We start from the raw sequence: 25,236 nt of genomic DNA, 5'->3' as shown, positions 1-25,236 counted from the left end.
TATTTGTCAATAACTCTTCGGAAAGAGGATAACTAAACTTCACGAATTAAATATTATAAAACTTTAAAAGTTTCGGTCGTACATACTAAAGGCAAAAAATCGCCTTGTAAACAATAAAATCAGTGAACTAGCTCTCTTTTTTGTAAAGAAATGTAAAGATATCTATATTTAATGTATAAAATCATTTGCTCGCTTTGTAGCATAACGATGAACAATATTTACCGCACTTTCTTCAGCCTGGCGACCTAATTTTTTGATCAATGATTTTTTCAATCGATATTTCACACTTAACACATGTTTTTCTTTCATTTTTTCTAAAATTAAATCATCACTGGTTGAAATTTCATCGACTAATTTCAAGTCGATTGCTTGTTGGCCAAACCAATGTTCGCCTGTCGCAATTTTATCAATATCTACACAAGGACGATTTTGTGAGACAAATTGTTTAAATAATTGATGTGTTTCTTCCAACTCTTGTTGAAATTTTTGTTTGCCTTTTTCGGTATTCTCACCTAATACAGTTACTGTGCGTTTAAACTCACCAGCTGTCATCACATCTACATCAATATCATATTTTTTCAATAAACGATGAACGTTTGGAATTTGTGCTACGACGCCGATAGAACCAATAACAGCAAAAGGCGCAGATACAATTTTATCGGCTACACAAGCCATCATATAACCGCCACTTGCTGCAACCTTATCTACAGCGATGGTTAATTTTATGCCTTTTTGTTTCAAACGAGACAACTGAGAGGCTGCAAACCCATAATCATGAACAATACCGCCCGGGCTTTCTAAACGTAGTAATACTTCATCTTCTTGTTTTGCTACATTTAAGATTGCTGAAATTTCTTCTCGAAGTTCGGTCGTTTCTGATGCTGAAATATCACCATGAAAATCTAAGACATACACACAGCTTTTCTTTTCGTCATCTAAGGTTTCACCTTTTTTTAATTTTTCTTTACGTTTTTTAGCCTTTTGTTTTTCAGCTTTTTTCTCTGCTTTAGTTTGTTGTTTTAGCTCTTCTTCAGAAAGATTAAAATCACGCAATACACTAACTTGATGATCAAATTCTTCAGATAAATCTTTAATTTCTAATTCCCCTATTTTAGATTTGTTGTGTTGACGATAAGAAATCACCAAACCAACAATAGCAAGAATGAGTAATAAAATTGTTAGAATTTCCAGAATAAAAATTCCATAGCCAGTTAAAATATCGTTTAACATTGTTACTCCTATTGATATTTTATAGATTACATTGTGCTTGGTACTAGTCGTGACTAGTCTAGACATCAACATGATAAAATATTGTGATTATTTGTGCTATTACAACAAAGATTTTTTAAACTAATTCTCACTTTTTTTATTTTCATTTTTGCTGATTTAGCATAGCATAGGCAGGAATTTCATTTATACCAAAGGAGCAATTATGAAATTACGTGCTGTTGTATTAGGTCTTGCAACATTATGTGCTAGCACAGCGACTTTTGCTGGCATGGTTTCTACTTCATCTAACCTTGAACTTTTAGCCATTGATGGTCAAAAGGCATCTAAATCTCTTGCGAAGGATGCAAAAACCTTTGCTGTGAATGACACCCAAAACCATCAGGTTGTTGTTCGTTTAAGTGAAATTATTGGTTCTGGATCTAGCCAAACCCTTTTTGAATCTAACCCAGTAATCGTGACATTCCAAGGCAATGCTGAGGATCTTGTTATTTCGGCGCCAGCTATTCGTGGTCGTTCTGAAGGTGATAAATTCAATGAAATGCCAAGCATTAGCGTAAAAACAAAATCTGGTAATACGCTTTCAGCAAAAGTGGATATGTTAAAACAAGAAGGTTTATTCCCAAGTGCTAATGTGGTGAATGATCTTTCTGAATATAATGCGTCTGGTGCAACTGCATCTGTTGCTGCATTTGCTGCAACCACAGCTGCTAACCCAATGGTCGCAACTCCAGCAAGCAATGCAAAAGCGAATAAAGGTAAAGTGGTTGTTCAAGGTGAAAACGTTGCAGAACAACAGCTTCAATATTGGTTCCAACAAGCGGATAAAGAAACTCAAACACGTTTCTTAAATTGGGCAAAATCCCATAAATAATTACCGCACTTCATACAATAAAAAGTGAGCCTTGTTGCTCACTTTTCTATTTTGATAAGGATTTGAAATGAATATTCGGTTAAATGCCAAAGTAATCGCTGCGATTCCTGTTTTTATTGCCGTAAATATTGCGGCAGTGGGAATATGGGCTTTTGATATTTCTTCGCAATCAATGCCTTTGATTCTAGGGATCATTGCAGGTGGTTTGGTGGATTTGGATAACCGTTTAACTGGACGATTGAAAAATGTATTCTTCACGCTCATTGCCTTTTCTATTTCATCCTTTATTGTGCAGTTACATATCGGTAAGCCTATTCAATATATTGTGTTAATGACGGTGCTGACATTTATTTTCACCATGATTGGCGCCGTGGGTCAGCGTTATAGTACCATTGCTTTTGGTTCATTAGTGGTTGCTCTTTATACCACATTGACTTATGTGCCTGAAGGAAATATATGGTTTATTAATCCCGTAATGATTTTATGCGGTACCTTGCTATATAGTGTAGTGACTCTCGTTGTTTACCTGTTTTTCCCAAATCGCCCCGTGCAAGAAAGTGTTGCTAAAGCATTTTGTGCGTTGGGCGAATATTTAGATACCAAATCCTGTTTTTTTGATCCTGACGAAGTAGCAGAGATTGAAAAAAAACACCTCAATTTTGCAATGAAAAATGCGAATGTTGTCACGGCATTTAATATTGTTCGTACCGCACTTTTTTATCGTATTCGAGGGCAACATCGCCATCCTCGCACCCAGAGAATGTTACGTTACTATTTTGCCGCGCAAGATATCCATGAGCGCGCTAATTCTACGCATTTTGATTATCAACAAATAACGGAAAAACTAAAAAATACAGATTTGATTTTTCGTATTCAACGTTTGTTAGAGCTACAAGCACAATCCTGTAAAGAAATCACGGTGAGTTTACGTGAAAATAAACCTTATCATTTTAATGAACGTGTCGAACGTGCACTTTTAGGCACCTTGCATTCCTTTGATCTATATCGAGTACAACATCTCAATGATCAAGATGAACTGATTGATATTCAAACCTTGTTAGATAATTTACAAAGCATTAACTGGCAACTTCGCCAGTTAGCGCAAGAAACGGCTGATACAGAACAAGTAGCTCAAATTCATACGGAACAAATCACTGGGTTAAAAAATATAAGTGCGGTGATTTTTAGCCATTTTACTTTTGAGTCGCCGTTGTTCCGTCATGCGGTACGCTTATCTATTGTGGTATTTTTATGTTGTGCAATTGTTGAATTTTTCCAATTTAATCTTGGTTATTGGATTTTATTGACTACTGTATTTGTGTGTCAGCCAAACTATTCTGTAACTAAAGTACGTTTACGTCAGCGTATTATTGGCACGATATTAGGTGTGGTGGTGGGGTCTCTATTACCTTATTTAAATCCAACATTAGAATTAAAACTGGGGCTTGTAGTGCTTACAAGCACGCTGTTCTTTTTCTTCCGTAGTAATAATTACAGTTTCTCGACCTTTTTCATCACATTACAAGTATTGCTGAGTTTTGATGTCATGGGATTCGATACGGCAGCCGCGTTGATGCCTCGTTTACTTGATACTTTACTTGGTGCTGCGATTTCATGGTTTGCCGTATCTTACTTATGGCCAGATTGGAAATATTTGCAACTTGATAAAGTGAGTCATCAAGCATTGCGTAGTGATGCGGTGTATTTATTGCATATTATTAGCCAATTGCAATTTGGTAAAAGTGACGATCTTAAATATCGTATAGCACGTCGCAATGCGCATCAATATGCAGCCGCATTGAGTACAACACTTTCTAATATGAATAATGAGCCAGTGAAATATAAGGCATATTTACAGAAAGGTTTTGATTTGCTCAAGCTTAATTATTCTCTATTAAGCTATATTTCAGCCCTTGGCTCTTATCGAGACAGAATGAAAAATTTGCAACAGACCGCACAGTTTTTATCTGGTTTTTATCCCGTGGCAAAGAAAATTATCTATACCTTAGAACACATTGAAGAAATACCCGAAGCTATTTTTAACCAACAGCAAGAAAGTATCGAAACACATTTAAAGGAATTGGAAAAACAAGAGATGACCGCAGAAGAACGAGCTGTCTTTAGTTTACCGTATCAGCAATTAAATTTGATTACACAACTATTACCGCAGTTCTATGAGTATTTTAGGAAAGAGTCTTGTTAAAAGGATAAGCTATTAAGGTATAGGAACGTAAATATAAAAGTGCGGTTGATTTTTGAGAGATTTTAAAACTCGTTGAAAATTTACCGCACTTTATTTTTTATTAAGCTAAGCAATAATACTGACGAATTAGTTATTATTGTCCCATGTTTTTTACTGATTTTAGGAAACCTTGGGCGCTATCAAACACAGAAGATTTTCCCTGCGCTTGTAAAATCATATCGGACATTTCTCGGAAGGCACCTTTTCCGCCATTGGTGGAAAGTACATAATCAACAGCATTCTTCACATAAATAGGAGCATCAGCCACAGCAAAAGATGCACCACAAACGGCAAAAGCGGGGAGATCTACACTATCATCGCCAATATAAGAGGTTTGTTCGGCAGTGACGCCTGCTTGTTTCATAAGATCAAAACAAGCGGTTTCTTTTTCAAGTTTGCCAAGAAAGAATAATTTAATACCAAGATCGGCAATGCGACGACGTAAAATAGGGGAGTCGCGACCAGAAAGTACTGCCACTTGAATACCTGAATCCATCAGCATTTTTATGCCTAAACCATCTCGTACATGAAAACTTTTGATGGCTTCACCATTGGCATCATAATGAAGTTGTCCATCGGTGAGTACGCCGTCTACATCAGTAATGACAAATTTAATATTTTCTAATTTTTGTTGCATTGGGATTCCTTAGCTTGAAAATTCTACTAAACCCACTACGTGATTTTCATCATTAACAACGACTAGTGAGTGAATTTTTTTCGCTTTCATAAAGTCTTCTGCTTTTGATAAAAATTCGTCTTGATGAATAGTTTTTGGTGAACTTGTCATAAAATCTTTGGCTGTTTTATTCAGCGTTTCTGCACCATTGGCTGTAAGCGCACGGCGAATATCGCCATCTGTGATAATGCCTTTAAGTTGCTCGTTTTCCATCACCAAGGCAACGCCCATTCGCCCTTCATTCATGACTGTGAGGCAGTCAGTAAAATTGGTAGTAGGTAGAATTGTTGGTAGGCGAGTTTGCATTTGATCTTTCACTTTACATAATAAACGACGACCAAGACTGCCACCTGGATGGAATTTAGCAAAGTCAGCTGGTTGGAAATTGCGTGCCGTAATGAGCGATACGGCGAGCGCATCACCAAGCGCAAGCGTCACAAGTGCTGATGTTGTTGGCGCGAGATTATTTGGACACACTTCACGCTCAACACTTATATCTAGAACATAATCTGCATGACGTGCGAGTGTGGAATTTTTGTTACTCGTCACGGCAATAATTTTATTACCAAAATTTTTTAAACTTGGAATCAGTTTATTGACATCATCGGTTTCACCGCTATAGGAAATTAACATCACGATATCAATTGGTTTCAACATACCTAAATCACCGTGGAAGGCTTCAGTCGGATGTAAAAAGAAACTTGGTGTGCCCGTAGAGGCAAAGGTAGCCACCATTTTTTTGCCGATTAAACCAGATTTCCCTATCCCGCCGATGACTAATCGTCCTTCGCAAGCAAGGATTAAATCGACGACTTGATTAAAATCCTCACCTAAACGCTGGCTGAGTTGCAAAAGTGCGTTACTTTCCACTGAAAGGGAATCTTGTGCAATTTTTAGATAGTTCATTCTTCTTCCTAAAAGAGCGGTTGAAATTGGCGCTATTTTAGCGGAATCATAAAAAAATACGAATGAAAAATTAGGCATTATTGTTTATAAGATTGATGAGCAATATTCAAAAATTGGGGATTTTATTGACCGCACTAGCGATTGCCCCTATACTACGCGCCGAGTTGGTTAGACAATCGCTGGTTTATTGAAGCCCTTAACCGTATTTATACGACCTAGTGGGACAAGTAAACGAGAGGAAAGTCCGAGCTACACAGGGCAGAGTGCCGGATAACGTCCGGGCGGCGTGAGCCGACGACCAGTGCAACAGAGAGCAGACCGCCGTGTAAACGGTAAGGGTGAAAGGGTGCGGTAAGAGCGCACCGTGCCTCCGGTAACGGTTGGCAGCAGGGTAAACTCCACTCGTAGCAAGACCAAATAGGAATCCAATGAGTGGCCCGCTCAGGATTCGGGTAGGTTGCTTGAGCGGCAGAGTAATTTGTCGCCTAGAGGAATGATTGTCCACGACAGAACTCGGCTTATCGACCAACTCAAAATTTTTGTGGAAATGACCGCACTTTAGTTTGTTTTTCGGAATAGATTAAAGTGCGGTTATTTTTTGATGAAAATTGAATTATTTTTCGTTTAATACACGTGGAAATAAAATATTATTTTCCAAATGAATATGGTGCATTAAATCATCAATAAATTCATTAATACCGCTATATAAGGCTTTCCAACTGAAACAAGCATCTGCTGGTGGCGTACAGTTATTAGTAAGCGATTTGATCACTTCCACATCTTGCCCAGCTTCATCATGTTCCATTTCCATTACACGAATTGGCATTGAGGCCATAGCATAATTCCCCATTTTTATCATTGGGAACAAAATTTGTTCTTCTTTCATTAAATGCTGGCTAAGTTCAGCATAAATTTTTTCTAATTGTGCTGCTACGCCGATAGGACAGTCATCACGATCACCATGTACATTTTCTACTTTCTCCGCCAATGTAATTAATTCAGGGAGTTGTTCACGGTGGCGATTATGAAAACGGGCAACAATATGATCGATCATTTCTGCATAAGATGCCGAAGTCCAATCTTTATCATTATTTTCTGCTTTACTTTGTTGTAAATCAGTTAAACGTTTTTCAATTTCAGCAAGGTTAAGATTCTTTTGTTGTGCCGCGACTTCTAATAATACAGAACCTCCACAGCAAAAATCTAAATCATATTCACGAAAAATTTTAGTTGCACCTGGAATTGAAACAGCGAGTTCGCTAAGTTTTTGTTGGGCAAAAGACATAAATCACTCCTATATTGATTAAGTAAAAATAAATCCGATAAAAATAGTAGGATATTTTTCTGATTATGAAAAGTAGAGAGATTTATTTATTGATTAAATTATGATTTAAATCAATAAAAATACCTCATAATAATCAGGTCAAAATTTATGGTTATTTACATAAATAGGATTAATTATCACTAATTAGCCAGCTTTAAATCCATTATGTATTTTTTTATATAATTAATTTTTAAGAATTTGGGAAAATCCTGATTTTCATCAGTATTATTGATTGTTTTTATGAAGTGAAATCTTTTAGAATGATGATAAATTAAATTTAACGCATAACTCCGAGCTTGTTTGGCCTAAGTTTCATAGAAATACGGCGACAAGCCAATAACGCCGTGTGTTATTCAGGGATACGCTGGAAACGGTTTATCCTCTCCGTATTTAGAAAGGTGTAAAATGCAATCCATTCCTATCAAGAACGTAGGAGAGTCTCGCTTAGTCGATCCTTTCCAACGCCAATATTACTATCTACGACTGTCGATTACCGATCAGTGTAATTTTCGTTGTACCTATTGCTTACCTGATGGTTATCAACCCGAAGCTAACAAACCAAGTTTCTTAACGTTAAAAGAAATTACTCATCTTGCTCAAGCATTTGCTGAAATGGGCACTGAAAAAATCCGTTTAACGGGTGGCGAACCGACTTTACGCAAAGATTTTATTTCTATTGCTGAATGTATTGCTAATATTGATGGAATCCGTCAATTAGCTGTCACGACAAATGGCTATCGCATGGCAAAAGATGTGGCTGATTGGAAGAAAGTAGGGATTACGTCTATTAACGTCAGTGTTGATAGCTTAGATCCAAAAATGTTCCATCAAATTACAGGCATCAATAAATTTGATGACGTGATGCGTGGTATCGATCGTGCATTTGAAGTGGGCTACAACAAAGTTAAAGTCAATTCAGTTTTGATGAAAAATTTGAATGACAAAGAGTTTGAGCAATTCCTTGCTTGGGTGAAAGGTCGTCCAATTCAAATGCGCTTTATCGAACTCATGCAAACGGGCGAAATGGACAGTTTCTTTGATAAACACCATATTTCTGGACAAATCTTAGCGGATAAATTGCTGAAAAATGGTTGGACATTACAGCATAAATCCCATACAGATGGCCCAGCTAAAGTCTTCACACATCCTGATTATGCCGGTGAAATTGGCTTAATTATGCCTTATGAGAAGAATTTCTGTGCAAGTTGTAATCGTCTCAGAGTGTCTGCGAAGGGCAAACTTCATCTCTGTTTATTCGGCGAAGAAGGCATTGAATTACGTGATTTATTGCAATCCCATGAACAGCAGGATATTTTGCAAGCACGTATTTTTGCCGCACTGCAAGGAAAACGTGAACATCATTATTTGCATATTGGTGATAGTGGCGTAAGAAATCATTTAGCCTCTATCGGTGGCTAAAAGAAAATAGGTGACTTTTACTGTTCACTTATTTTGCTTTCGTCACACATGTAAAACATTCAATATTTTAACCGCACTTTATTTTATTATGACTACATTTACGCATATCAATTCTCAAGGCGAAGCCAATATGGTGGATGTTTCTGCAAAAGCAGAGACCGTTCGTGAGGCTCGCGCTGAAGCTATCATTACTATGTCAAAAGAAACCCTTTCAATGATCGTGGAAGGCAAACATCACAAAGGCGATGTATTTGCTACTGCTCGTATTGCAGGTATTCAAGCGGCAAAACGTACTTGGGAACTTATCCCACTTTGCCATCCATTACTACTTTCTAAAGTGGAAGTGAATTTAGAGCCGTTACTTGAAACGAATCAAGTTCGTATTCAATCTCTTTGTAAATTAACCGGAAAAACTGGCGTAGAAATGGAAGCATTAACCGCTGTAAGTGTTTCCGCATTAACCATTTATGATATGTGTAAAGCCGTGCAAAAAGACATTGTGATTGAGCACGTTCGCCTGTTAGAAAAGAGCGGTGGAAAATCCGGTCATTTTATTGCGGAGGAAAAATAAGATGTTAAATGTTTTATTTTTTGCTCAAACTCGAGAATTAATTGGGGAAGATTCTATTCAGCTTGAAGGCGATTTTGCGACAGCGGAAGCAGTGCGTCAACATCTTGCTCAAAAAGGCGATAAGTGGGCATTGGCACTTGAAAAAGGCAAACTTTTAGTAGCGATTAATCAAACCTTGATGCCATTAGAAAGTGCGGTCAAAAATAGCGATGAAATTGCATTTTTCCCACCTGTTACGGGAGGCTAAATGATGGATATTCAAATTTCAGTACAAGAACAGCCTTTCGATCAAAATGCCGTTTACCAATGGCTTTCTGAGCAACATTCGGTTGGCGCAACAGTTATTTTCGTGGGTAAAGTTCGCGATCTTAATTTAGGTGATGAAGTGTCCAGCTTATACTTGGAACATTATCCCGCTATGACAGAAAAAGCCTTACGTGAAATTGTTGAACAAGCAAAAGCCCGTTGGGATATTCAGCGAGTGTCTGTGATTCATCGTGTAGGACTTTTACATACTGGCGATGAGATCGTTTTAGTCGGCATTAGTTCTGCTCACCGAGGTGATGCCTACCACGCTAATGAATTTATTATGGACTTCTTAAAATCTAAAGCCCCGTTCTGGAAAAAAGAACAAACCCATCAAGGCGAACGCTGGATTGAAGCAAGAGAGAGCGATAAAGAAGCGTTAGAGAAGTGGTAATGACAAAGTGCGGTTAAAACTTAACCGCACTTTTGCTTTTTATGAATTACAGCACTTTGACAATGCTTTCACACAAATAACGAATATTATCTTCAGTGATACCCGCCACATTGATACGACCAGAACGAACAGCGTAAATCGCAAATTCTTCTTTTAAGCGATCAACTTGTTCAGGTGATAAGCCGCTGAAAGAGAACATACCGTTTTGTTCCATAATAAAGCTGAAATCTTGTTCTGTACCATATTCTTTTAATAACTGAACGAATAAATGACGCATTTTTTTGATGCGTTCACGCATTTCAGTTAATTCATTTTCCCATTCTTGGCGAAGTTGAGCATCATTTAATACGGTTGCGACCGTTGCCCCGCCATGAGATGCTGGGTTAGAGTAGAGTGTACGAATAATTGATTTCACCTGTGTTAATGCGGTCGAAGCAATTTCTGCATTTTCAGCTACAAGGGTAAAGGCACCTACACGCTCATTGTATAAACCAAAGTTTTTCGAGAATGAACTTGCCACTAATAATTCTTTATGATTTGCCGCAAAAGCACGTAAACCGTAAGCATCTTGATCTAAGCCATTGGCTAAACCTTGATAAGCAAAGTCAAAGAGTGGTAACCAGCCGTTTTTCGCTGAAAGCGCGGCTAATTCTTGCCATTGTTCAGGGGTTGGGTCAATACCGGTTGGATTGTGGCAGCAACCGTGTAAAAGCACCACATCGCCTTCGCTTGCTTGGCTTAAATCTTCGAGTAAATGTTCCCAATCAAGGGCTTTGCGTTCAGCATCATAATAGCGATATTCACGAATCGTCATACCTACCGCATTGAAAATTGCATTGTGGTTTGGCCATGTTGGCGTACTGATCCACACATTTTGTGCTTTGGTTTGGCGTTTAATGAATTCAGCAGCAATACGTAATGCGCCTGTTCCACCTAAACTTTGTACTGTTCTTGCACGATTAGATTTGATGACTTCAGAATCTTTACCGAAAAGGAGTTCTTTTGTTCGTTCGTTATAATCAGCAATACCATCGATAGTCAGATAATTCTTCGTTTTTTCCTTATCAAATAAGCGTTTTTCTGCTTCTTTTACCGCACGCATAATCGGGGTTGTGCCTTGCGCATCTTTATAAACGCCAATACCCAAGTTGATTTTATTTTCGCGAGTTTCGGATTTGAATGCTTCGCCTAAGCCTAAGATTGGATCGGCTGGTGCCGCTTTGATATGTTCAAACATAGCTTTTCCTTATGTATGTGTTGTGTGGTGGATAGTTTTATACTTCAGCCATTTTATTTTATCAAGAAAGATTTTTATAAAAATTAACCGCACTTTGATATTTTTAAATATTCATCAAAAAGTGCGGTCATTTTTTACATTATTTTAGTTTTTCAATCGCCCAATTTAATCCAGATTGATAATCTTCTGGTAACTCAGTGCGGAGTTTTTCTAATTGTTGAATAATGATCGCTTTATTAGGATGAGAAAGATTGATATGCCCAACTTTACGCCCAGCTCTCACTTCTTTACCATACCAATGAAGTTGTGTAAACGGTGTATTAAGCCATTTTGGATTATGGTTTGTGCCGATTAAATTCACCATCACACTTGGGGCGAATGTTTGTAATTCAGGTGTTGGCAAATCAAGTAGCGCACGTAAATGTAATTCAAATTGACTGATAGCACATCCCAGTTGTGTCCAATGCCCGCTGTTATGTACGCGAGGCGCAAGTTCGTTAATCAGTAATTTGTCGCCAACAACAAAACATTCCATTGCCATTACACCCACATAGCCTAATTTATCCATAATTTTGCTGAGCATGGCTTCCGCTTGTTTTTGTTGTGCGGATTGTTGAGGAAAAGGACTATCAACCACACTGTAGCGCAAAATACCGTTTTGTTGCAGGTTATGTGTAACGGGATAAAAACGCTTTTCACCATTTTTAAATCTTGCGCCTACAATAGAAACCTCATAATCGAAAGGAATAAATTTTTCTGCGATCACTTCACCAAATAAATCATTGGTGATGTCCGCTTTGTTTTCATCGCTGATAATCCATTGACCACGCCCATCATATCCGCCTGTTCTGCGTTTAACGACGACTTTCTCGCCAACGGTTTGGAAAACATCATTCCATTGTGTTTTATCTTTTAATAAACACCAAGGCGAGGTCGAAAGATTCAGTTCATCTAGCAAGGATTTTTGAGTAAAACGATCGGCCAATAATCCAAATACATGTTGATTAACGAAGTTTTTATGATTGCCGAGTAATTCAGTCAAAGGCGTTTTTTCCCAGCGTTCAATTTCTGCAGTGATGATTGCATTTTCAGGTAAGTCAAAAACTGGGGCATTGAAGGCTAAGGGTTCAACATAAATATCTAAAGGTGCGCCAGCATAACGTAACATTCTGCCGAGTTGTCCGTTGCCGAGTACATAAACAGTTGGGTATAAGGTGGAGTTTTGCATAATATTTCTCGTTAAATTTACGAAAAAAACAACCGCACTTTAGAAAGTGCGGTCAGATCTGAAGATATTTTTATGTGCGTGGATCGGGATTGTCCAGTACAGCATGAGTTTGGCTTTCTCGGAAAGATTGCAAGCGTGAAAGCAATTCTGCATCCCAACCTGCTAGAATTTGGGCTGCTAATAATCCAGCATTTGCCGCGCCCGCATGGCCAATTGCTAATGTTCCGACTGGGATTCCTTTTGGCATTTGCACAATTGAATAAAGGCTATCTACGCCACTTAACATAGAACTTTTTACTGGTACCCCAAGCACAGGCACAAGTGTTTTGGCTGCGATCATACCGGGTAAATGTGCCGCACCGCCCGCACCAGCAATAATTACTTTGTAGCCATTTTTTTGAGCATTTTCGGCAAATTCAAAAAGTTTATCAGGCGTACGATGAGCAGAGACGACTTCCACATGATAAGGTACTTTTAATTCATCTAAAATCTGAGTTGCCTCTTGCATGGTAGCCCAATCGCTTTTTGAGCCCATAACAACAGCAATTTGTACAGTTTTTGACATGCTATTTTCTCAATTTTTTACTTAAAAACGTGGCGTAGAATAGCATATCTTATATACACCAAGCAAACGTTTGCCATCTAACTGGGTACTACCTAGTCTTATCTTATAATTATTTGATTTTTAAATTTTAGTAACTATACTTGATACCAAATTAATGGGCGATAGTTTATATGGGACGAATTGAAAAATTATTAGATAAGCTCGCACAATCAAAATCTACATTTAATTGGAATGAATTAGTTTCTTTGTTAGCTCAACAAGGTTATGAAAAGCGAGAAATGGCAGGCTCTCGAGTGAGATTTTATAATAGAACACTCGAACATACGATTTTGTTACACAAGCCTCACCCTGAAAATTATATTAAAGGCGGTGCTTTAAAGTCAGTGAAAGAATCATTAAAACAGGTAGGTATTCTATGAAGTTATTAAATTATAAAGGTTATGTTGGCACGATTGAGGCGGATTTAGAAAACAATATATTGTTTGGCAAACTTGCTTACATTCGTGATTTAGTGACTTACGAAGCAGAGTCATTATCTGAGTTAGAAAAAGAATTTCGTCAATCTGTTGATTTATATTTACAAGATTGTTTGGAATTAGGTAAAGAACCGAATAAGCCTTTTAAAGGTGTGTTTAATGTACGAATTGGCGAGGAATTGCATAGAGAAGCTACGATCATAGCTGGCGATCGTTCTCTTAATGCTTTTGTGACGGAAGCGATTCAAGAAAAAATTTTTCGTGAAAAACCAAGTTTAAGATAATAAAACGTAACGATATCATATTCACATTTTCTTTCTTCAAAGTAGGGCAAATTATGTTAGCCAAAGCAAAATATAGAAAAGATTACAAACAACCATATTTTACAGTCACAGACATTTATTTAGATTTTCAACTCGATCCTAAACACACCGTGGTGACGGCAACCACAAAATTCCAACGCTTAAATGATGAAGCGACTTCTTTATGTTTAGATGGGCATAGTTTCCAGTTTTCTTCTATTAAATTTAATGGTGAGCCATTTTCTGCTTATCAACAAGATGGCGAGAGTTTAACGCTCGATTTAAAAGGTAAAAGTGCGGAAGAATTTGAACTTGAAATTGTGACCTTCCTTGTGCCAGCCGAAAACACTTCATTACAAGGGTTATATCAGTCTGGCGAGGGTATTTGTACGCAATGCGAGGCGGAAGGTTTCCGTCAAATCACTTATATGCTTGATCGTCCTGATGTACTGGCGCGTTATACAACCAAAATTACCGCAGATAAAACCAAATATCCATTCTTACTTTCGAATGGTAACCGCATTGCAAGTGGTGAATTAGAAGATGGTCGCCATTGGGTGGAATGGAACGATCCGTTTCCGAAACCAAGCTATTTATTTGCTTTAGTGGCAGGGGATTTTGATTTATTACAAGATAAATTTATTACTAAAAGTGGCCGTGAAGTTGCATTAGAGCTTTATGTAGATCGCGGCAATCTTAACCGTGCAACTTGGGCAATGGAAAGTCTGAAAAAAGCGATGAAATGGGATGAAGATCGCTTTAATTTAGAATATGACTTAGATATTTACATGATCGTTGCCGTCGATTTTTTCAATATGGGCGCAATGGAAAATAAAGGGTTAAATATCTTTAACTCTAAATTTGTGTTGGCAAACCCACAAACAGCAACAGATGAAGATTATCTTGCCATTGAAAGCGTAATTGCGCACGAATATTTCCATAACTGGACAGGTAACCGTGTAACCTGCCGAGATTGGTTCCAATTAAGTTTGAAAGAAGGGTTAACGGTTTTCCGTGATCAAGAATTTTCTTCAGATACGGGTTCGCGTGCGGTGAATCGCATTAATAATGTGAAATTTTTACGCACCGTACAATTTGCCGAAGATTCAAGTCCAATGTCGCATCCGATTCGTCCTGAAAAAGTGATTGAAATGAATAACTTTTATACAGTGACCGTATATGAAAAAGGGGCAGAAGTGATTCGTATGTTGCATACTTTATTAGGTGAGCAAGGCTTCCAAAAAGGCATGCAACTTTATATTGCTGAAAATGATGGCAAAGCGGCAACCTGTGAAGATTTTGTTTCTGCAATGGAACGTGCCAATAATCTCGATTTAAACCAATTCCGTCGTTGGTATAGCCAATCGGGTACACCAGAATTATTGATTAGCGATGTCTATGACGAAAAAACGCATACTTATCGTTTAACGGTTTCACAATCCACACCGCCAACCGCAGATCAAATGGAAAAAGTGAATTTACATATTCCATTAAAAGTGGCACTTTATGATACGAACGGCACGAAACAAATGCTACAACATAATGGCGAATTGTTGAGTGATGTATTAAATGTTACTGAAAAAGACCAAGTCTTTGAATTTCATGGCATTTACGGTCGTCCAATTCCAGCATTGTTATGTGATTTTTCTGCGCCGGTAAAACTTGATTATGATTATAAAACTGAGCAGTTATTAGGCTTGCTGAAATTTGCAGATAATCAATTTATCCGTTGGGATGCGGCTCAGATGTTATTTGCGCAAGAATTACGTCGTAATGTTGTGCGTTTCCAACAAGGCGAGCCACTAGAAATTTCGCCTGAAATATTGACCGCACTTTCTCATGTTCTGAATCATTATGAGAAAGATATTGAACTGGCGACCTTAATTCTCACCCTTCCAAAAGAAATGGAATTTGCTGAAGGTTTCAAAACCATCGATCCTGATGGTATTTCAGCCGCAAGAGCATTTATGCAAGCGCAAATTGCCGAGACTTTAAAAGATGATTTCTTGCGCGTTTATACCCATATTCGTCTTGATGATTATCAAGTTACGCAACAAGACATCGCCTTGCGTGCAATGCGTAATCTTTGCTTAACTTATTTGGCTTACACCAATTTAGGCAACAACCTAGTGCAAAAACACTATAACAATGCGAATAATATGACAGATACATTGGCTGCATTAAGTGTTGCAACTAAAGCGGCATTACCTTGCAGAGATGTGTTATTAACTGATTTTGAACAAAAATGGCAACACGATGGATTAGTGATGGATAAATGGTTTGCATTACAAGCCACTCGCCCAGATGAAAATGTGTTGGAAATTATTCAGTTATTAATGGATCACCCAAGTTTTAACTTCAACAATCCAAACCGTTTACGTGCATTAATTGGTAGCTTTGCAAATCACAACTTAAAAGCATTCCATAATGTAAGCGGAGCAGGCTATCGTTTCTTAACGGATGTGTTAATCCGTTTAAATGAAAGTAACCCGCAAGTGGCTGCACGTTTAATTGAGCCATTAATTCGTTTTTCTCGCTTTGATGCCCAACGCCAAACGCTCATGAAACGTGCTTTAGAACGTCTAAGCATTGTAGAAAATCTTTCAAAAGATTTATTTGAAAAAATTGAGAAAGCGTTGCAGTAGGTGGAGTAAATATGCGTAAAAGGGAAATGAGTTGGTTACAATTTGTGGCCAACTGAAAGTGAAATCACCTAAAGCCAGATCTTTAAAATATGGTTAAAAGTGCGGTAAATTTTCAAATAGTTTTGGGGCATTTAGTATGCCCTTTGTTTTATATCTAGCTTTAATATTAATTTATTTCATACAAATACTGAAAATAATAAGTTTGCATAATATATTGATATAGCGCATTCTATACCCGTACAGACGTTTAGCCGTCTAAATGATTAAGAAGATTACTTTAAAACGGGAGTTATTATGACAACATTACATATTTTAGGCTTTCCTCGTGTAGGTGCGAAACGTGAATTAAAATTTGCACAAGAACGTTATTGGCGTAAAGAATTAGCAGAGCAAGATTTATTAGATTTAGCGAAAGCATTGCGTGAAAAAAACTGGAAACATCAAGCGGCAGCAAATGCAGATTTCGTTGCCGTGGGCGATTTCACGTTTTACGATCATATTTTAGATTTACAAGTGGCAACAGGGGCAATTCCTACTCGTTTTGGTTTTGATAGCCAAAATTTAACCCTTGATCAATATTTCCAACTTGCACGTGGTAACAAAGATCAATTTGCGATTGAAATGACCAAATGGTTTGATACGAACTATCACTATCTTGTGCCTGAGTTCCAAAAATCGACCGCTTTCAAAGCAAATCCAGCTCATTACGTGAATCAAATTCGTGAAGCGAAAGCGTTAGGCTTAAACTTCAAACCAGTGATTGTTGGTCCATTAACATTCTTATGGTTAGGTAAAGAAAAAGGCGAAGCATTTAACCGTTTCGATTTATTAAATCAATTAGTGCCTGTTTATGTTGAAATCTTAAACGCATTAGTGGCTGAAGGGGCTGAGTGGATTCAAATTGATGAACCTGCATTAGCATTAGATTTACCTGCAGAATGGGTTGAAGCCTATAAATCTGTTTACGCTGAATTAAGCAAAGTGAATGCAAAATTATTATTAGCTACTTATTTTGGTTCCGTTGCAGAACACGCTGAGTTATTAAAAGCCTTACCTGTTGCAGGCTTGCATTTAGATTTAGTGCGTGCGCCAGAACAACTTGCAGCATTTGAAGATTACAGCAAAGTGTTATCAGCTGGCGTGATTGAAGGCCGTAATATCTGGCGTGCAAACTTAAACAAAGTGTTAGATGTATTAGAGCCATTAAAAGCAAAATTAGGCGAGTGTTTATGGATTGCACCAAGCTGTTCATTATTGCACACCCCATTTGATTTAGAAGTGGAAGTACAATTAAAAGAAAAAAATACCGCACTTTATAGCTGGTTATCTTTCACGCTACAAAAAGTAGAAGAATTAAATGTATTAAAACAAGCCTTAAATAATGGCAGAGCCTCTGTACAAGCAGCATTAGATGCAAGCCAAGCGGCAGCAGATGCACGTGCAACCTCAAAAGAAATTCATCGTCCTGAAGTGGCAGAACGTTTAGCAAACTTACCAAAAGGTGCGGATCAACGTAAATCGCCATTTGCAGAACGTATCGTTAAGCAAAATGCGTGGTTAAATTTACCGCTTCTGCCAACTACAAACATTGGTTCATTCCCACAAACTACCGAAATTCGTCACGCACGTGCAAGTTTCAAAAAAGGTGAATTATCCCTTGCAGATTACGAAGCGGCAATGAAAAAAGAAATCGAATATGTAGTGCGTCGCCAAGAAGAATTAGATTTAGATGTATTAGTTCATGGTGAAGCGGAACGTAACGACATGGTGGAATATTTCGGGGAATTATTAGATGGTTTCGCATTCACTAAATTTGGTTGGGTACAAAGCTATGGTTCACGTTGTGTAAAACCGCCTGTGATTTACGGTGATGTGACTCGCCCAGAGCCAATGACAGTACGCTGGTCACAATATGCACAAAGCCTCACAAACCGTGTAATGAAAGGAATGCTTACTGGTCCTGTAACTATTTTACAATGGTCATTCGTGCGTAACGATATTCCACGTTCAACCGTATGTAAACAAATCGGCGTAGCGTTATCTGATGAAGTGTTAGATTTAGAAGCAGCGGGCATTAAAGTCATCCAAATCGATGAGCCAGCAATTCGTGAAGGTTTACCGCTCAAACGTGCAGATTGGGATGCATACTTGCAATGGGCAGGCGAAGCATTCCGTTTAAGCTCAATGGGCGTGCAAGATGATACACAAATTCACACGCATATGTGTTATTCCGAGTTTAACGATATCTTACCTGCCATTGCGGCATTAGATGCGGATGTGATTACCATAGAAACCTCTCGTTCAGATATGGAATTATTAGATGCCTTCGTAAAATTCAACTACCCGAATGACATCGGTCCAGGTGTGTATGATATCCACAGCCCTCGTGTACCAACCGCAGGTGAAATTGAACACTTATTACGCAAAGCATTAAATGTAATTCCAAAAGAACGGTTATGGGTAAATCCAGACTGCGGTTTAAAAACACGTGGTTGGACAGAAACTATTGACCAACTAAAAGTGATGGTGGATGTAACGAAAAAATTACGAGCGGAATTAGCGTAAGTCATAATACAAAAAGCATAATTTTCAAACACAACATAATTAAAGCCGAATCCGATTGGATTCGGTTTTTATATAGCCAATTTTCTTTGAATTATCAACCGCACTTTTAGTGGTTTTTCCTGAATAAAAAACTCAGCAGAAATATCTACTGAGCTTTGTTTAATGTTTTTTCAATTTAAACTTTTTATCAAAATAAAGTATTATTTTCTATTAGGATTAATAAAAGCTGGTGGATTTGCTGGTTTAACAGAAAGATAGCCATAATCACCAGTAATCATGTGTGAATTAATGACACCATTTTCACAACTAGATATAGGCATATCAAATCCCATAATATTGATAACTAAAGTCGAAAGTTGTTGATGGAATAATCGCTTACACTGATCAAATTCTTTTAATTTTTGTTGGATCTTTTCATTTTTTGTATAAATAAATACTGGTACAAGATATTGATCTTCTGCCGTTGTCCCTTGATTGTAATGATTTTTGGTAACAAATTGCCCGTGATCTGAGGTATAAATTAAAACATAATCATCTTTTCCTCGTTGTTTGAGATAATTAAATACTTTTTGAATAAATTGATCAGTATTATAAACTGTGCTGTCATAATTATCTAAGGGGGAGCCATCTTTAAAGATTCTATCTTCTTCTTTTAAATATTCAGCATAGGGGCTATGTGAACCTCGTTGATGTAGCACAATAAAATTTTTTTGTTTATCAAGATCAATTTTTTGTAATAGAGGGAAGAGTTTATGATCGTTCATTCCTTGCTCTGGTGATAAACCCAACTGCGTTGGGGTGATTTGGTGATTCATCCAACTTTTTCCCATAATACTCATAATCATCATTGCGTGTTCTGGTTGTGCAGTATAAAAATGAGTATCAAATCCTTGAAGTTTTGCTAGTTTGAAGAAATTCGTATCGCCTTTCATTATTTGTTTTAGTCCATTTGGACGGGGAATTGCATTGAAAAGTGCAGGTACAGAGATGGCGGTCATTAAGCCTGCACTATACGCTTCTTTTAATAAAACATTAGGATTTTCGTTGGCTAATTGTCGAATAAAAGGCATAGTTTCTCGTTCATAACCGAAATAATCGACGTGTTTTGAACTTAAACTTTCTCCCATAATAAAAATAATATTGTTTACATCAGGTGAAGATATAATTGCGGGAGTTGGATGTAAATAGTCTTTTACTTGACTTAAGTTGAATGTTTCATAAGGAATAACTTTTCCGATGAAATTACCTACAGAAAAGAAATTACTTTTTACTCTAGAATACGCAGGATTGGAAGTAACGCCTAATTCTTGCGTAGAATAAAATGATCTACTAAATAAGTAGAGGAATAAGCAAATAAATAAAATATCAGATATACAATACTTGCTTACTTTTCTTGTAGGATATATAAATAATGCAGAAATAAAAATAATAGTTTCCAATAATGAGTAAATTACAGGTGGTCCAACGCGATCCAACATTGTAATACCAACATGAGAGACTTCCCCAATTTCTTTGAACATCAGGAAGTAATTTGTGCCATTGATCCAATTATCATATACTGCGTAATGTCCAGAGTTAATAATAACAGAGGATGCAAAAAATAAACAAACAAAGAATTTAGTGATTTTATATTTTGAGAAAATAAGAAAAATGATAAGTAATAAGTTAATGCTGTAAGTTTCAATATAACGACCAAGTGGAGGAATATTAAATATATTTCGATAAATTATTTCGCTAATCAATAGTATTAGGGGGTAAGCTAAGATGATAAATGATTTTAAACTGGACTTCATTGTTTCTCCAATTAGTTGAGCTATTTTATTTTTTTACTATAATTATTACCAATAGAAAAATCAATGTTAATTTTTTATTAAAAATATATAAAATTTTATATGTTATGATAACTCTAATGAGAAATAGGATGATTTTTTATTAATTAGATTTTTTATTATTTGCACATCATCTTTGTTCCTCGTAGAATACAAGCTGTCTTCCCTTTAAAGTGCGGTGAAAATTAACCGCACTTTCTTACAGTCAACTATCCCGAGAGATAAACGAGTATGTATCAATTATTCCGTCGCGGCATTTTCCAAATGGATGCTGAAAAGGCTCATAATTTCACGATTCAATGCTTGAAATTAGCCGGTAATCCTTTATTTCAATCGATCTTAAAATCTATTATTCATGCTCCCAAAGGCTTTCAGAAAACGGTAATGGGTGTGAATTTCCCTAATCCCATTGGATTAGCGGCAGGAGCGGATAAAAATGGCGATGCGATTGATGGTTTCGGTGCATTGGGTTTCGGTTTTCTCGAAGTAGGGACTGTCACGCCTGTTGCACAAGATGGGAATACAAAGCCACGTCAGTTTCGCTTGATTGAAGCTGAAGGTATTATTAACCGTAATGGTTTTAATAATAATGGTATTGACTATCTTATAGAAAATGTGAAAAACGCACGTTATCAAGGCGTGATTGGCATCAATATTGGTAAGAATAAATTCACACCTTTAGAACAAGGCAAAGATGATTATATTTTCTGTTTGAACAAAGCCTATAACTATGCAGGTTACATTACGGTGAATATTTCATCACCCAATACACCGGATTTGCGTCAGTTACAATATGGTGACTATTTTGATGATTTATTGCGAAGCATCAAGGATCGTCAAGCTGTTTTGGCAAACCAATACAATAAATATGTGCCGATTGCGGTAAAAATTGCACCAGATTTAACGGAAAGTGAATTAGTGCAAATTGCGGATACGTTGGTTCGTCATAAAATGGATGGCGTTATTGCAACGAATACCACGGTTTCTCGTGATACGGTTATGGGGATGAAAAATGCGGAACAGCAAGGCGGATTAAGTGGAAAGCCGTTGCAGCATAAAAGCACAGAGATTATTAAGCGATTACATCAAGAATTAAAAGGTCAGATCCCGATTATTGGTAGCGGCGGCATTGATGGCTTGCAAAATGCGCAAGAGAAAATTGAGGCTGGTGCAGAGTTGTTGCAAGTTTATTCAGGATTGATTTATCACGGTCCAAAATTAGTAAAAGAATTAGTAAAAAGTATTAAATAATGACAAAAAAATATGACTTACATTGTCACAGCACCGCATCAGATGGGGTGTTGAGCCCAACTGAATTAGTACATCGCGCTTATGCGCAAGGCGTGAACGTGCTGGCATTATGCGATCACGATACTATTGCAGGCATTGATGAAGCTGAGATTGCAGCGAAAGAAGTAGGCATTGAATTAATTACTGGAGTAGAAATCTCCACAAATTGGGAAGGGCGAGGGATTCATATTGTAGGATTAAACTTCGATAAAACTCATCCCCAAATGACCGCACTTTTGCAAAGTCAAAAGGCATTACGCGAAAAAAGAGCGGTGGAAATTGGCGATAAATTAGAAAAAGCAGGGATTCCTCATGCTTATGAAGGTGCAAAAGCCTTAGCCGATGGCGAAGTGACGCGTGCTCATTACGCACGTTATTTGGTGAAGATTGGTAAGGTATCTAATGATGGTCAAGCCTTTAAACGCTATTTAGGACAAGGAAAATCGGCATTTGTCAAAGCAGAATGGACAGATATTCCCACCGCGATTGAGACAATCCATGTAGCAGGTGGTATAGCTATTATTGCGCATCCATTACGTTATAACATGACGGGGAAATGGGTGCGTAAGCTGATAACCGATTTCAAGGCTTGGGGTGGTGATGGCATGGAAATGGCGGATTGTGGTCAGACAAAAGATCAACGTCAAATGCTTGCTCGTTGGGCAAAAGAATTTGATCTGCTGGGATCCGTTGGCTCCGATTTTCATTTCCCTTGTGGTTGGATTGAGTTAGGAAAAAATTTAGATTTAGTTGATGGCGTTATCCCTGTTTGGGAAAAATTTTAGCTAGATAGATAATGTTCAAAATAATAAATACCTGTTTCCTTGATAATAAAATTTATTTGGAAACAGGTATTTTTTATGGTTCAAAATATAAAAACTGAATTTATCCTTCGGATTTTTTCTGATTATCTAATAAATAATGTGGCGGCAATTCAGGCATTGAATCTTGTTCATCAACGGATTCAATTTCAGGTTTGAGATAAAATTCAGTCGCTTCATGATTGCTTTTAGTTTTACCTAATAATTGTGGCTGAAGTTTTACAAAAGTACTATTCGGTGCAAGCCAGATGCCGATAAATGCTTGATTAAATTTAGCATCAAAATCGTGTTCCAAAACTGTATCATTTAATACAAAGTAACCTCTATCGGGTAAGGCAATATAGTTTAAAATATCGTTTGGTGAGAAATCCGGAAATGTGGATTGCATTTCTTTAAGCCAACTTTGAGTATCGCCATCATTAAGTTTTAATGTTTCGATTTCTTTAATAAGCGTAATCGCAAAATTTTTTCCTTCAATCGGTTTTTCATATTTGAAAGAGAGCATTAATGGGCGTTCATTTTCTTGATAAGTGCCCGTTTCGGAAAATAAGCCAATGGTATAAACATGGAACGGCCCCCAAGTGTATTCGGCATTTCCGATGGGTTGCCAATGAGCAAAAGGTGCGGCAGAAAAAAACGTTATCATTGCCACAAAAAGGGATTTCATTTTCATAATAAATTGCCGTGAATAAAATTGTGTTGATTATAACAAACCGCATCAAAAAACAAATGAGAAACGAGTAAAAAGGCGAGTAATTTTACTCGCCTTTAATATTACTGATGTTAATTTGTGCGGTGTATTATTTTAGGCTACCCACCATATCTTCAGGGCGAACCCATTTATCAAAATCTTCTGCAGAAACTAAGCCTAAATTAATCGCTTCTTCACGTAATGTGGTGCCATTTTTGTGCGCTGTTTTTGCAATTTTAGCCGCGTTTTCATAGCCAATATGCGTATTAAGTGCGGTCACCAACATCAATGAATTTTCAAGTTGTTGTTTAATTCTTGGATAGTTTGGTTCAATACCCACAGCACAGTGTTCATCGAAAGATACGCAAGCATCACCTAATAATTGAGCAGATTGTAAGAAGTTTGCAATCATCACAGGGTTGAACACATTTAATTGGAAGTGACCTTGTGAACCCACAAATGCGATTGTGGTGTCGTTACCAAATACTTGTGCGCAGACCATTGTCATCGCTTCACATTGAGTTGGGTTGACTTTACCCGGCATGATTGAAGAACCCGGTTCATTTTCAGGAATTAAAATTTCGCCAATTCCTGAACGAGGGCCTGATGCTAATAGACGAATATCGTTCGCAATCTTAAATAAACTCATTGCTAATTGACGTAATGCACCGTGAGTTTCAACAATCGCATCATGAGCGGCTAATGCTTCAAATTTATTATCTGCAGTGACAAATGGAAGTGCGGTGAATTTTGCTATGTAATCTGCCACTTTCACATCATAGCCTTTTGGCGTGTTCAAACCTGTGCCAACCGCGGTGCCACCCAATGCTAATTGACTTAAATGCGGAAGAGTATTTTTTAATGCTTTTAAGCCGAAATCTAATTGAGCCGCATAAGCCGAAAATTCTTGACCTAATGTGAGTGGCGTTGCATCCATTAAGTGAGTGCGGCCAATTTTTACTACGTTTTTGAAGGCTTCAGATTTTGCTGCAAAAGTTTTTTGTAAACGTTCAACACAAGGAATGGTGTGTTCAACTACTTTTTTATATGCAGCAATGTGCATTGCCGTTGGGAAAGTATCATTTGAAGATTGTGATTTGTTCACATCATCATTTGGGTGAATAATAGATTTTTCACCTAATTTACCACCGTTTAGCACATGCGCACGATTGGCAACGACTTCGTTCACATTCATATTAGATTGTGTACCAGAACCAGTTTGCCAAATAACGAGTGGGAATTGATCGTCTAATTTATTTGCTAAAATTTCGTCACAAGCCTGAGCAATTAAATTACGTTTTTCAAGAGGTAATACACCTAAATCATGATTAGCAAATGCGGCTGCTTTCTTTAAATAGCCAAAAGCTTCAATAATTTCATGTGGCATTGATGCGGCAGGACCAATTTTAAAGTTATTGCGTGAACGTTCAGTTTGTGCAGCCCAGTATTTATCTGCTGGAACTTGAACTTCACCCATTGTGTCTTTTTCAATACGAAATGCCATTCTGTACTCCTATGAATTGAATGAAAATTAATACTGAGTTGATTTTAACACTTCAGAGTTATGAGTGGAACGTAACAAAAACGTTAAAAATCAGTTTTGTGACATAGATCATAAAAGTGCGGTGGATTTTCACGCATTTGTAAT

General features: G+C 37.3%; 22 protein-coding genes, 1 other RNA gene and 1 riboswitch. Of the genes, 13 read left to right on the top strand and 10 right to left on the bottom strand.

The window, feature by feature from the left end; translation table 11 throughout:
* Positions 1–168 precede the first annotated feature (168 nt).
* A complete protein-coding gene (gene sohB, locus DV427_RS08930) occupies positions 169–1,230 on the bottom strand; it encodes a protease SohB (RefSeq protein ID WP_114892085.1) in 1,062 nt (353 codons plus the stop codon).
* Positions 1,231–1,432: 202 nt separating this feature from the next.
* On the opposite strand from sohB, the gene DV427_RS08925 reads away from it, so the two are divergent.
* Positions 1,433–2,101: a curli polymerization inhibitor CsgI-related protein gene (locus DV427_RS08925; protein ID WP_114892084.1), complete on the top strand. Its 669-nt coding sequence runs from the start codon at positions 1,433–1,435 to the stop codon at positions 2,099–2,101.
* 67 nt (positions 2,102–2,168) lie between these two features.
* On the top strand, positions 2,169–4,304 hold the full coding sequence (gene yccS / locus DV427_RS08920) for a YccS family putative transporter (RefSeq protein ID WP_114892083.1): 2,136 nt from the start codon (positions 2,169–2,171) through the stop codon (positions 4,302–4,304).
* Positions 4,305–4,437: 133 nt separating this feature from the next.
* Here the strand turns inward: yccS and DV427_RS08915 are convergent, their stop codons facing one another.
* Together DV427_RS08915 and DV427_RS08910 are read right to left on the bottom strand one after the other, a co-directional pair.
* Positions 4,438–4,980 carry a KdsC family phosphatase gene (locus tag DV427_RS08915; RefSeq protein WP_114892082.1) on the bottom strand — a complete coding sequence of 181 codons (543 nt, stop codon included), beginning with the start codon at positions 4,978–4,980 and terminating at the stop codon, positions 4,438–4,440.
* Positions 4,981–4,989: 9 nt separating this feature from the next.
* Positions 4,990–5,925 (bottom strand): KpsF/GutQ family sugar isomerase, encoded by a 936-nt coding sequence (locus DV427_RS08910; RefSeq protein ID WP_162790302.1) that lies wholly within the window; start codon positions 5,923–5,925, stop codon positions 4,990–4,992.
* Positions 5,926–6,085: 160 nt separating this feature from the next.
* On the opposite strand from DV427_RS08910, the gene rnpB reads away from it, so the two are divergent.
* Positions 6,086–6,462, top strand: an RNA gene (gene rnpB, locus DV427_RS08905) — RNase P RNA component class A.
* A gap of 76 nt (positions 6,463–6,538) precedes the next feature.
* Here rnpB and ytfE read toward each other — a convergent pair.
* Entirely contained in the window at positions 6,539–7,210 is a 672-nt protein-coding gene (gene ytfE / locus DV427_RS08900; RefSeq protein WP_046943234.1) for an iron-sulfur cluster repair protein YtfE, read from the bottom strand.
* Between the two features lie 315 nt (positions 7,211–7,525).
* Positions 7,526–7,666, top strand: a riboswitch (molybdenum cofactor riboswitch).
* On the opposite strand from ytfE, the gene moaA reads away from it, so the two are divergent.
* The 4 genes from moaA (at position 7,655) to moaE (ending at position 9,939) form a co-directional block, all read left to right on the top strand.
* Entirely contained in the window at positions 7,655–8,668 is a 1,014-nt protein-coding gene (moaA, locus tag DV427_RS08895) for a GTP 3',8-cyclase MoaA (RefSeq protein WP_114892193.1), read from the top strand. (Overlaps the previous riboswitch by 12 nt.)
* Positions 8,669–8,756: 88 nt before the next feature.
* Entirely contained in the window at positions 8,757–9,239 is a 483-nt protein-coding gene (gene moaC / locus DV427_RS08890) for a cyclic pyranopterin monophosphate synthase MoaC (RefSeq protein ID WP_114892192.1), read from the top strand.
* 1 nt (position 9,240) lies between these two features.
* A complete protein-coding gene (moaD, locus tag DV427_RS08885; protein WP_114892080.1) occupies positions 9,241–9,486 on the top strand; it encodes a molybdopterin synthase sulfur carrier subunit in 246 nt (81 codons plus the stop codon).
* Positions 9,487–9,939, top strand: coding sequence for a molybdopterin synthase catalytic subunit MoaE (moaE, locus tag DV427_RS08880; protein WP_114892079.1), 453 nt, complete (start codon positions 9,487–9,489; stop codon positions 9,937–9,939).
* A 46-nt stretch (positions 9,940–9,985) separates the two neighbouring features.
* Here moaE and DV427_RS08875 read toward each other — a convergent pair whose 3' ends face one another.
* The 3 genes from DV427_RS08875 to purE all read right to left on the bottom strand — a co-directional run bounded on the left by DV427_RS08875 (position 9,986) and on the right by purE (position 12,969).
* Entirely contained in the window at positions 9,986–11,176 is a 1,191-nt protein-coding gene (locus DV427_RS08875; RefSeq protein WP_114892078.1) for an amino acid aminotransferase, read from the bottom strand.
* Between the two features lie 139 nt (positions 11,177–11,315).
* Positions 11,316–12,404 (bottom strand): 5-(carboxyamino)imidazole ribonucleotide synthase, encoded by a 1,089-nt coding sequence (purK, locus tag DV427_RS08870; protein WP_114892077.1) that lies wholly within the window; start codon positions 12,402–12,404, stop codon positions 11,316–11,318.
* 70 nt (positions 12,405–12,474) lie between these two features.
* On the bottom strand, positions 12,475–12,969 hold the full coding sequence (gene purE, locus DV427_RS08865; protein ID WP_114892076.1) for a 5-(carboxyamino)imidazole ribonucleotide mutase: 495 nt from the start codon (positions 12,967–12,969) through the stop codon (positions 12,475–12,477).
* A 170-nt stretch (positions 12,970–13,139) separates the two neighbouring features.
* Here purE and DV427_RS08860 point away from each other — a divergent pair, with 170 nt between their 5' ends.
* The 4 genes from DV427_RS08860 (at position 13,140) to metE (ending at position 18,957) form a co-directional block, all read left to right on the top strand.
* Positions 13,140–13,388 (top strand): type II toxin-antitoxin system HicA family toxin, encoded by a 249-nt coding sequence (locus DV427_RS08860; RefSeq protein ID WP_114892075.1) that lies wholly within the window; start codon positions 13,140–13,142, stop codon positions 13,386–13,388.
* On the top strand, positions 13,385–13,729 hold the full coding sequence (locus DV427_RS08855; protein ID WP_005653201.1) for a type II toxin-antitoxin system HicB family antitoxin: 345 nt from the start codon (positions 13,385–13,387) through the stop codon (positions 13,727–13,729). Before DV427_RS08860 ends, DV427_RS08855 begins: the two co-directional genes overlap by 4 nt.
* Positions 13,730–13,782: 53 nt before the next feature.
* A complete protein-coding gene (gene pepN, locus DV427_RS08850; protein ID WP_114892074.1) occupies positions 13,783–16,392 on the top strand; it encodes an aminopeptidase N in 2,610 nt (869 codons plus the stop codon).
* A gap of 294 nt (positions 16,393–16,686) precedes the next feature.
* Positions 16,687–18,957: a 5-methyltetrahydropteroyltriglutamate--homocysteine S-methyltransferase gene (gene metE / locus DV427_RS08845; RefSeq protein ID WP_114892073.1), complete on the top strand. Its 2,271-nt coding sequence runs from the start codon at positions 16,687–16,689 to the stop codon at positions 18,955–18,957.
* Positions 18,958–19,157: 200 nt separating this feature from the next.
* Here metE and DV427_RS08840 read toward each other — a convergent pair whose 3' ends face one another.
* A complete protein-coding gene (locus DV427_RS08840) occupies positions 19,158–20,477 on the bottom strand; it encodes a phosphoethanolamine transferase (RefSeq protein ID WP_420920538.1) in 1,320 nt (439 codons plus the stop codon).
* Between the two features lie 540 nt (positions 20,478–21,017).
* Between DV427_RS08840 and pyrD the strand changes: the two genes are divergently transcribed.
* Together pyrD and rnm are read left to right on the top strand one after the other, a co-directional pair.
* Positions 21,018–22,037 carry a quinone-dependent dihydroorotate dehydrogenase gene (pyrD, locus tag DV427_RS08835; RefSeq protein ID WP_114892071.1) on the top strand — a complete coding sequence of 340 codons (1,020 nt, stop codon included), beginning with the start codon at positions 21,018–21,020 and terminating at the stop codon, positions 22,035–22,037.
* Positions 22,037–22,861: an RNase RNM gene (gene rnm, locus DV427_RS08830; RefSeq protein WP_114892070.1), complete on the top strand. Its 825-nt coding sequence runs from the start codon at positions 22,037–22,039 to the stop codon at positions 22,859–22,861. The genes pyrD and rnm overlap by 1 nt, the downstream gene beginning before the upstream one ends.
* A gap of 100 nt (positions 22,862–22,961) precedes the next feature.
* Here rnm and DV427_RS08825 read toward each other — a convergent pair whose 3' ends face one another.
* Both DV427_RS08825 and fumC read right to left on the bottom strand, forming a co-directional pair.
* Positions 22,962–23,570, bottom strand: a complete 609-nt coding sequence (locus tag DV427_RS08825; protein ID WP_005636001.1) for a chalcone isomerase family protein — start codon at positions 23,568–23,570, stop codon at positions 22,962–22,964.
* Between the two features lie 127 nt (positions 23,571–23,697).
* Positions 23,698–25,092, bottom strand: coding sequence for a class II fumarate hydratase (gene fumC, locus DV427_RS08820; protein WP_114892069.1), 1,395 nt, complete (start codon positions 25,090–25,092; stop codon positions 23,698–23,700).
* Positions 25,093–25,236: the final 144 nt, after the last annotated feature.

Source organism: Haemophilus haemolyticus (assembly GCF_003351405.1).
In the GTDB taxonomy this organism is placed as follows: Bacteria; Pseudomonadota; Gammaproteobacteria; order Enterobacterales; family Pasteurellaceae; genus Haemophilus; species Haemophilus haemolyticus_N.
The sequence above is the reverse complement of the archived record's forward strand: the minus strand, read 5'-3'. Positions and strand labels throughout refer to the sequence as shown.

Excerpts from the sequence above, each read along its gene's own strand:
- sohB (WP_114892085.1), bottom strand. The coding sequence starts at position 1,230 with ATGTTAAACGATATTTTAACTGGCTATGGAATTTTTATTCTGGAAATT.
- DV427_RS08925 (WP_114892084.1), top strand. The coding sequence starts at position 1,433 with ATGAAATTACGTGCTGTTGTATTAGGTCTTGCAACATTATGTGCTAGC.
- yccS (WP_114892083.1), top strand. The coding sequence starts at position 2,169 with ATGAATATTCGGTTAAATGCCAAAGTAATCGCTGCGATTCCTGTTTTT.
- DV427_RS08915 (WP_114892082.1), bottom strand. The coding sequence starts at position 4,980 with ATGCAACAAAAATTAGAAAATATTAAATTTGTCATTACTGATGTAGAC.
- DV427_RS08910 (WP_162790302.1), bottom strand. The coding sequence starts at position 5,925 with ATGAACTATCTAAAAATTGCACAAGATTCCCTTTCAGTGGAAAGTAAC.
- ytfE (WP_046943234.1), bottom strand. The coding sequence starts at position 7,210 with ATGTCTTTTGCCCAACAAAAACTTAGCGAACTCGCTGTTTCAATTCCA.
- moaA (WP_114892193.1), top strand. The coding sequence starts at position 7,655 with ATGCAATCCATTCCTATCAAGAACGTAGGAGAGTCTCGCTTAGTCGAT.
- moaC (WP_114892192.1), top strand. The coding sequence starts at position 8,757 with ATGACTACATTTACGCATATCAATTCTCAAGGCGAAGCCAATATGGTG.
- moaD (WP_114892080.1), top strand. The coding sequence starts at position 9,241 with ATGTTAAATGTTTTATTTTTTGCTCAAACTCGAGAATTAATTGGGGAA.
- moaE (WP_114892079.1), top strand. The coding sequence starts at position 9,487 with ATGATGGATATTCAAATTTCAGTACAAGAACAGCCTTTCGATCAAAAT.
- DV427_RS08875 (WP_114892078.1), bottom strand. The coding sequence starts at position 11,176 with ATGTTTGAACATATCAAAGCGGCACCAGCCGATCCAATCTTAGGCTTA.
- purK (WP_114892077.1), bottom strand. The coding sequence starts at position 12,404 with ATGCAAAACTCCACCTTATACCCAACTGTTTATGTACTCGGCAACGGA.
- purE (WP_114892076.1), bottom strand. The coding sequence starts at position 12,969 with ATGTCAAAAACTGTACAAATTGCTGTTGTTATGGGCTCAAAAAGCGAT.
- DV427_RS08860 (WP_114892075.1), top strand. The coding sequence starts at position 13,140 with ATGGGACGAATTGAAAAATTATTAGATAAGCTCGCACAATCAAAATCT.
- DV427_RS08855 (WP_005653201.1), top strand. The coding sequence starts at position 13,385 with ATGAAGTTATTAAATTATAAAGGTTATGTTGGCACGATTGAGGCGGAT.
- pepN (WP_114892074.1), top strand. The coding sequence starts at position 13,783 with ATGTTAGCCAAAGCAAAATATAGAAAAGATTACAAACAACCATATTTT.
- metE (WP_114892073.1), top strand. The coding sequence starts at position 16,687 with ATGACAACATTACATATTTTAGGCTTTCCTCGTGTAGGTGCGAAACGT.
- DV427_RS08840 (WP_420920538.1), bottom strand. The coding sequence starts at position 20,477 with ATGTTCAAAGAAATTGGGGAAGTCTCTCATGTTGGTATTACAATGTTG.
- pyrD (WP_114892071.1), top strand. The coding sequence starts at position 21,018 with ATGTATCAATTATTCCGTCGCGGCATTTTCCAAATGGATGCTGAAAAG.
- rnm (WP_114892070.1), top strand. The coding sequence starts at position 22,037 with ATGACAAAAAAATATGACTTACATTGTCACAGCACCGCATCAGATGGG.
- DV427_RS08825 (WP_005636001.1), bottom strand. The coding sequence starts at position 23,570 with ATGAAAATGAAATCCCTTTTTGTGGCAATGATAACGTTTTTTTCTGCC.
- fumC (WP_114892069.1), bottom strand. The coding sequence starts at position 25,092 with ATGGCATTTCGTATTGAAAAAGACACAATGGGTGAAGTTCAAGTTCCA.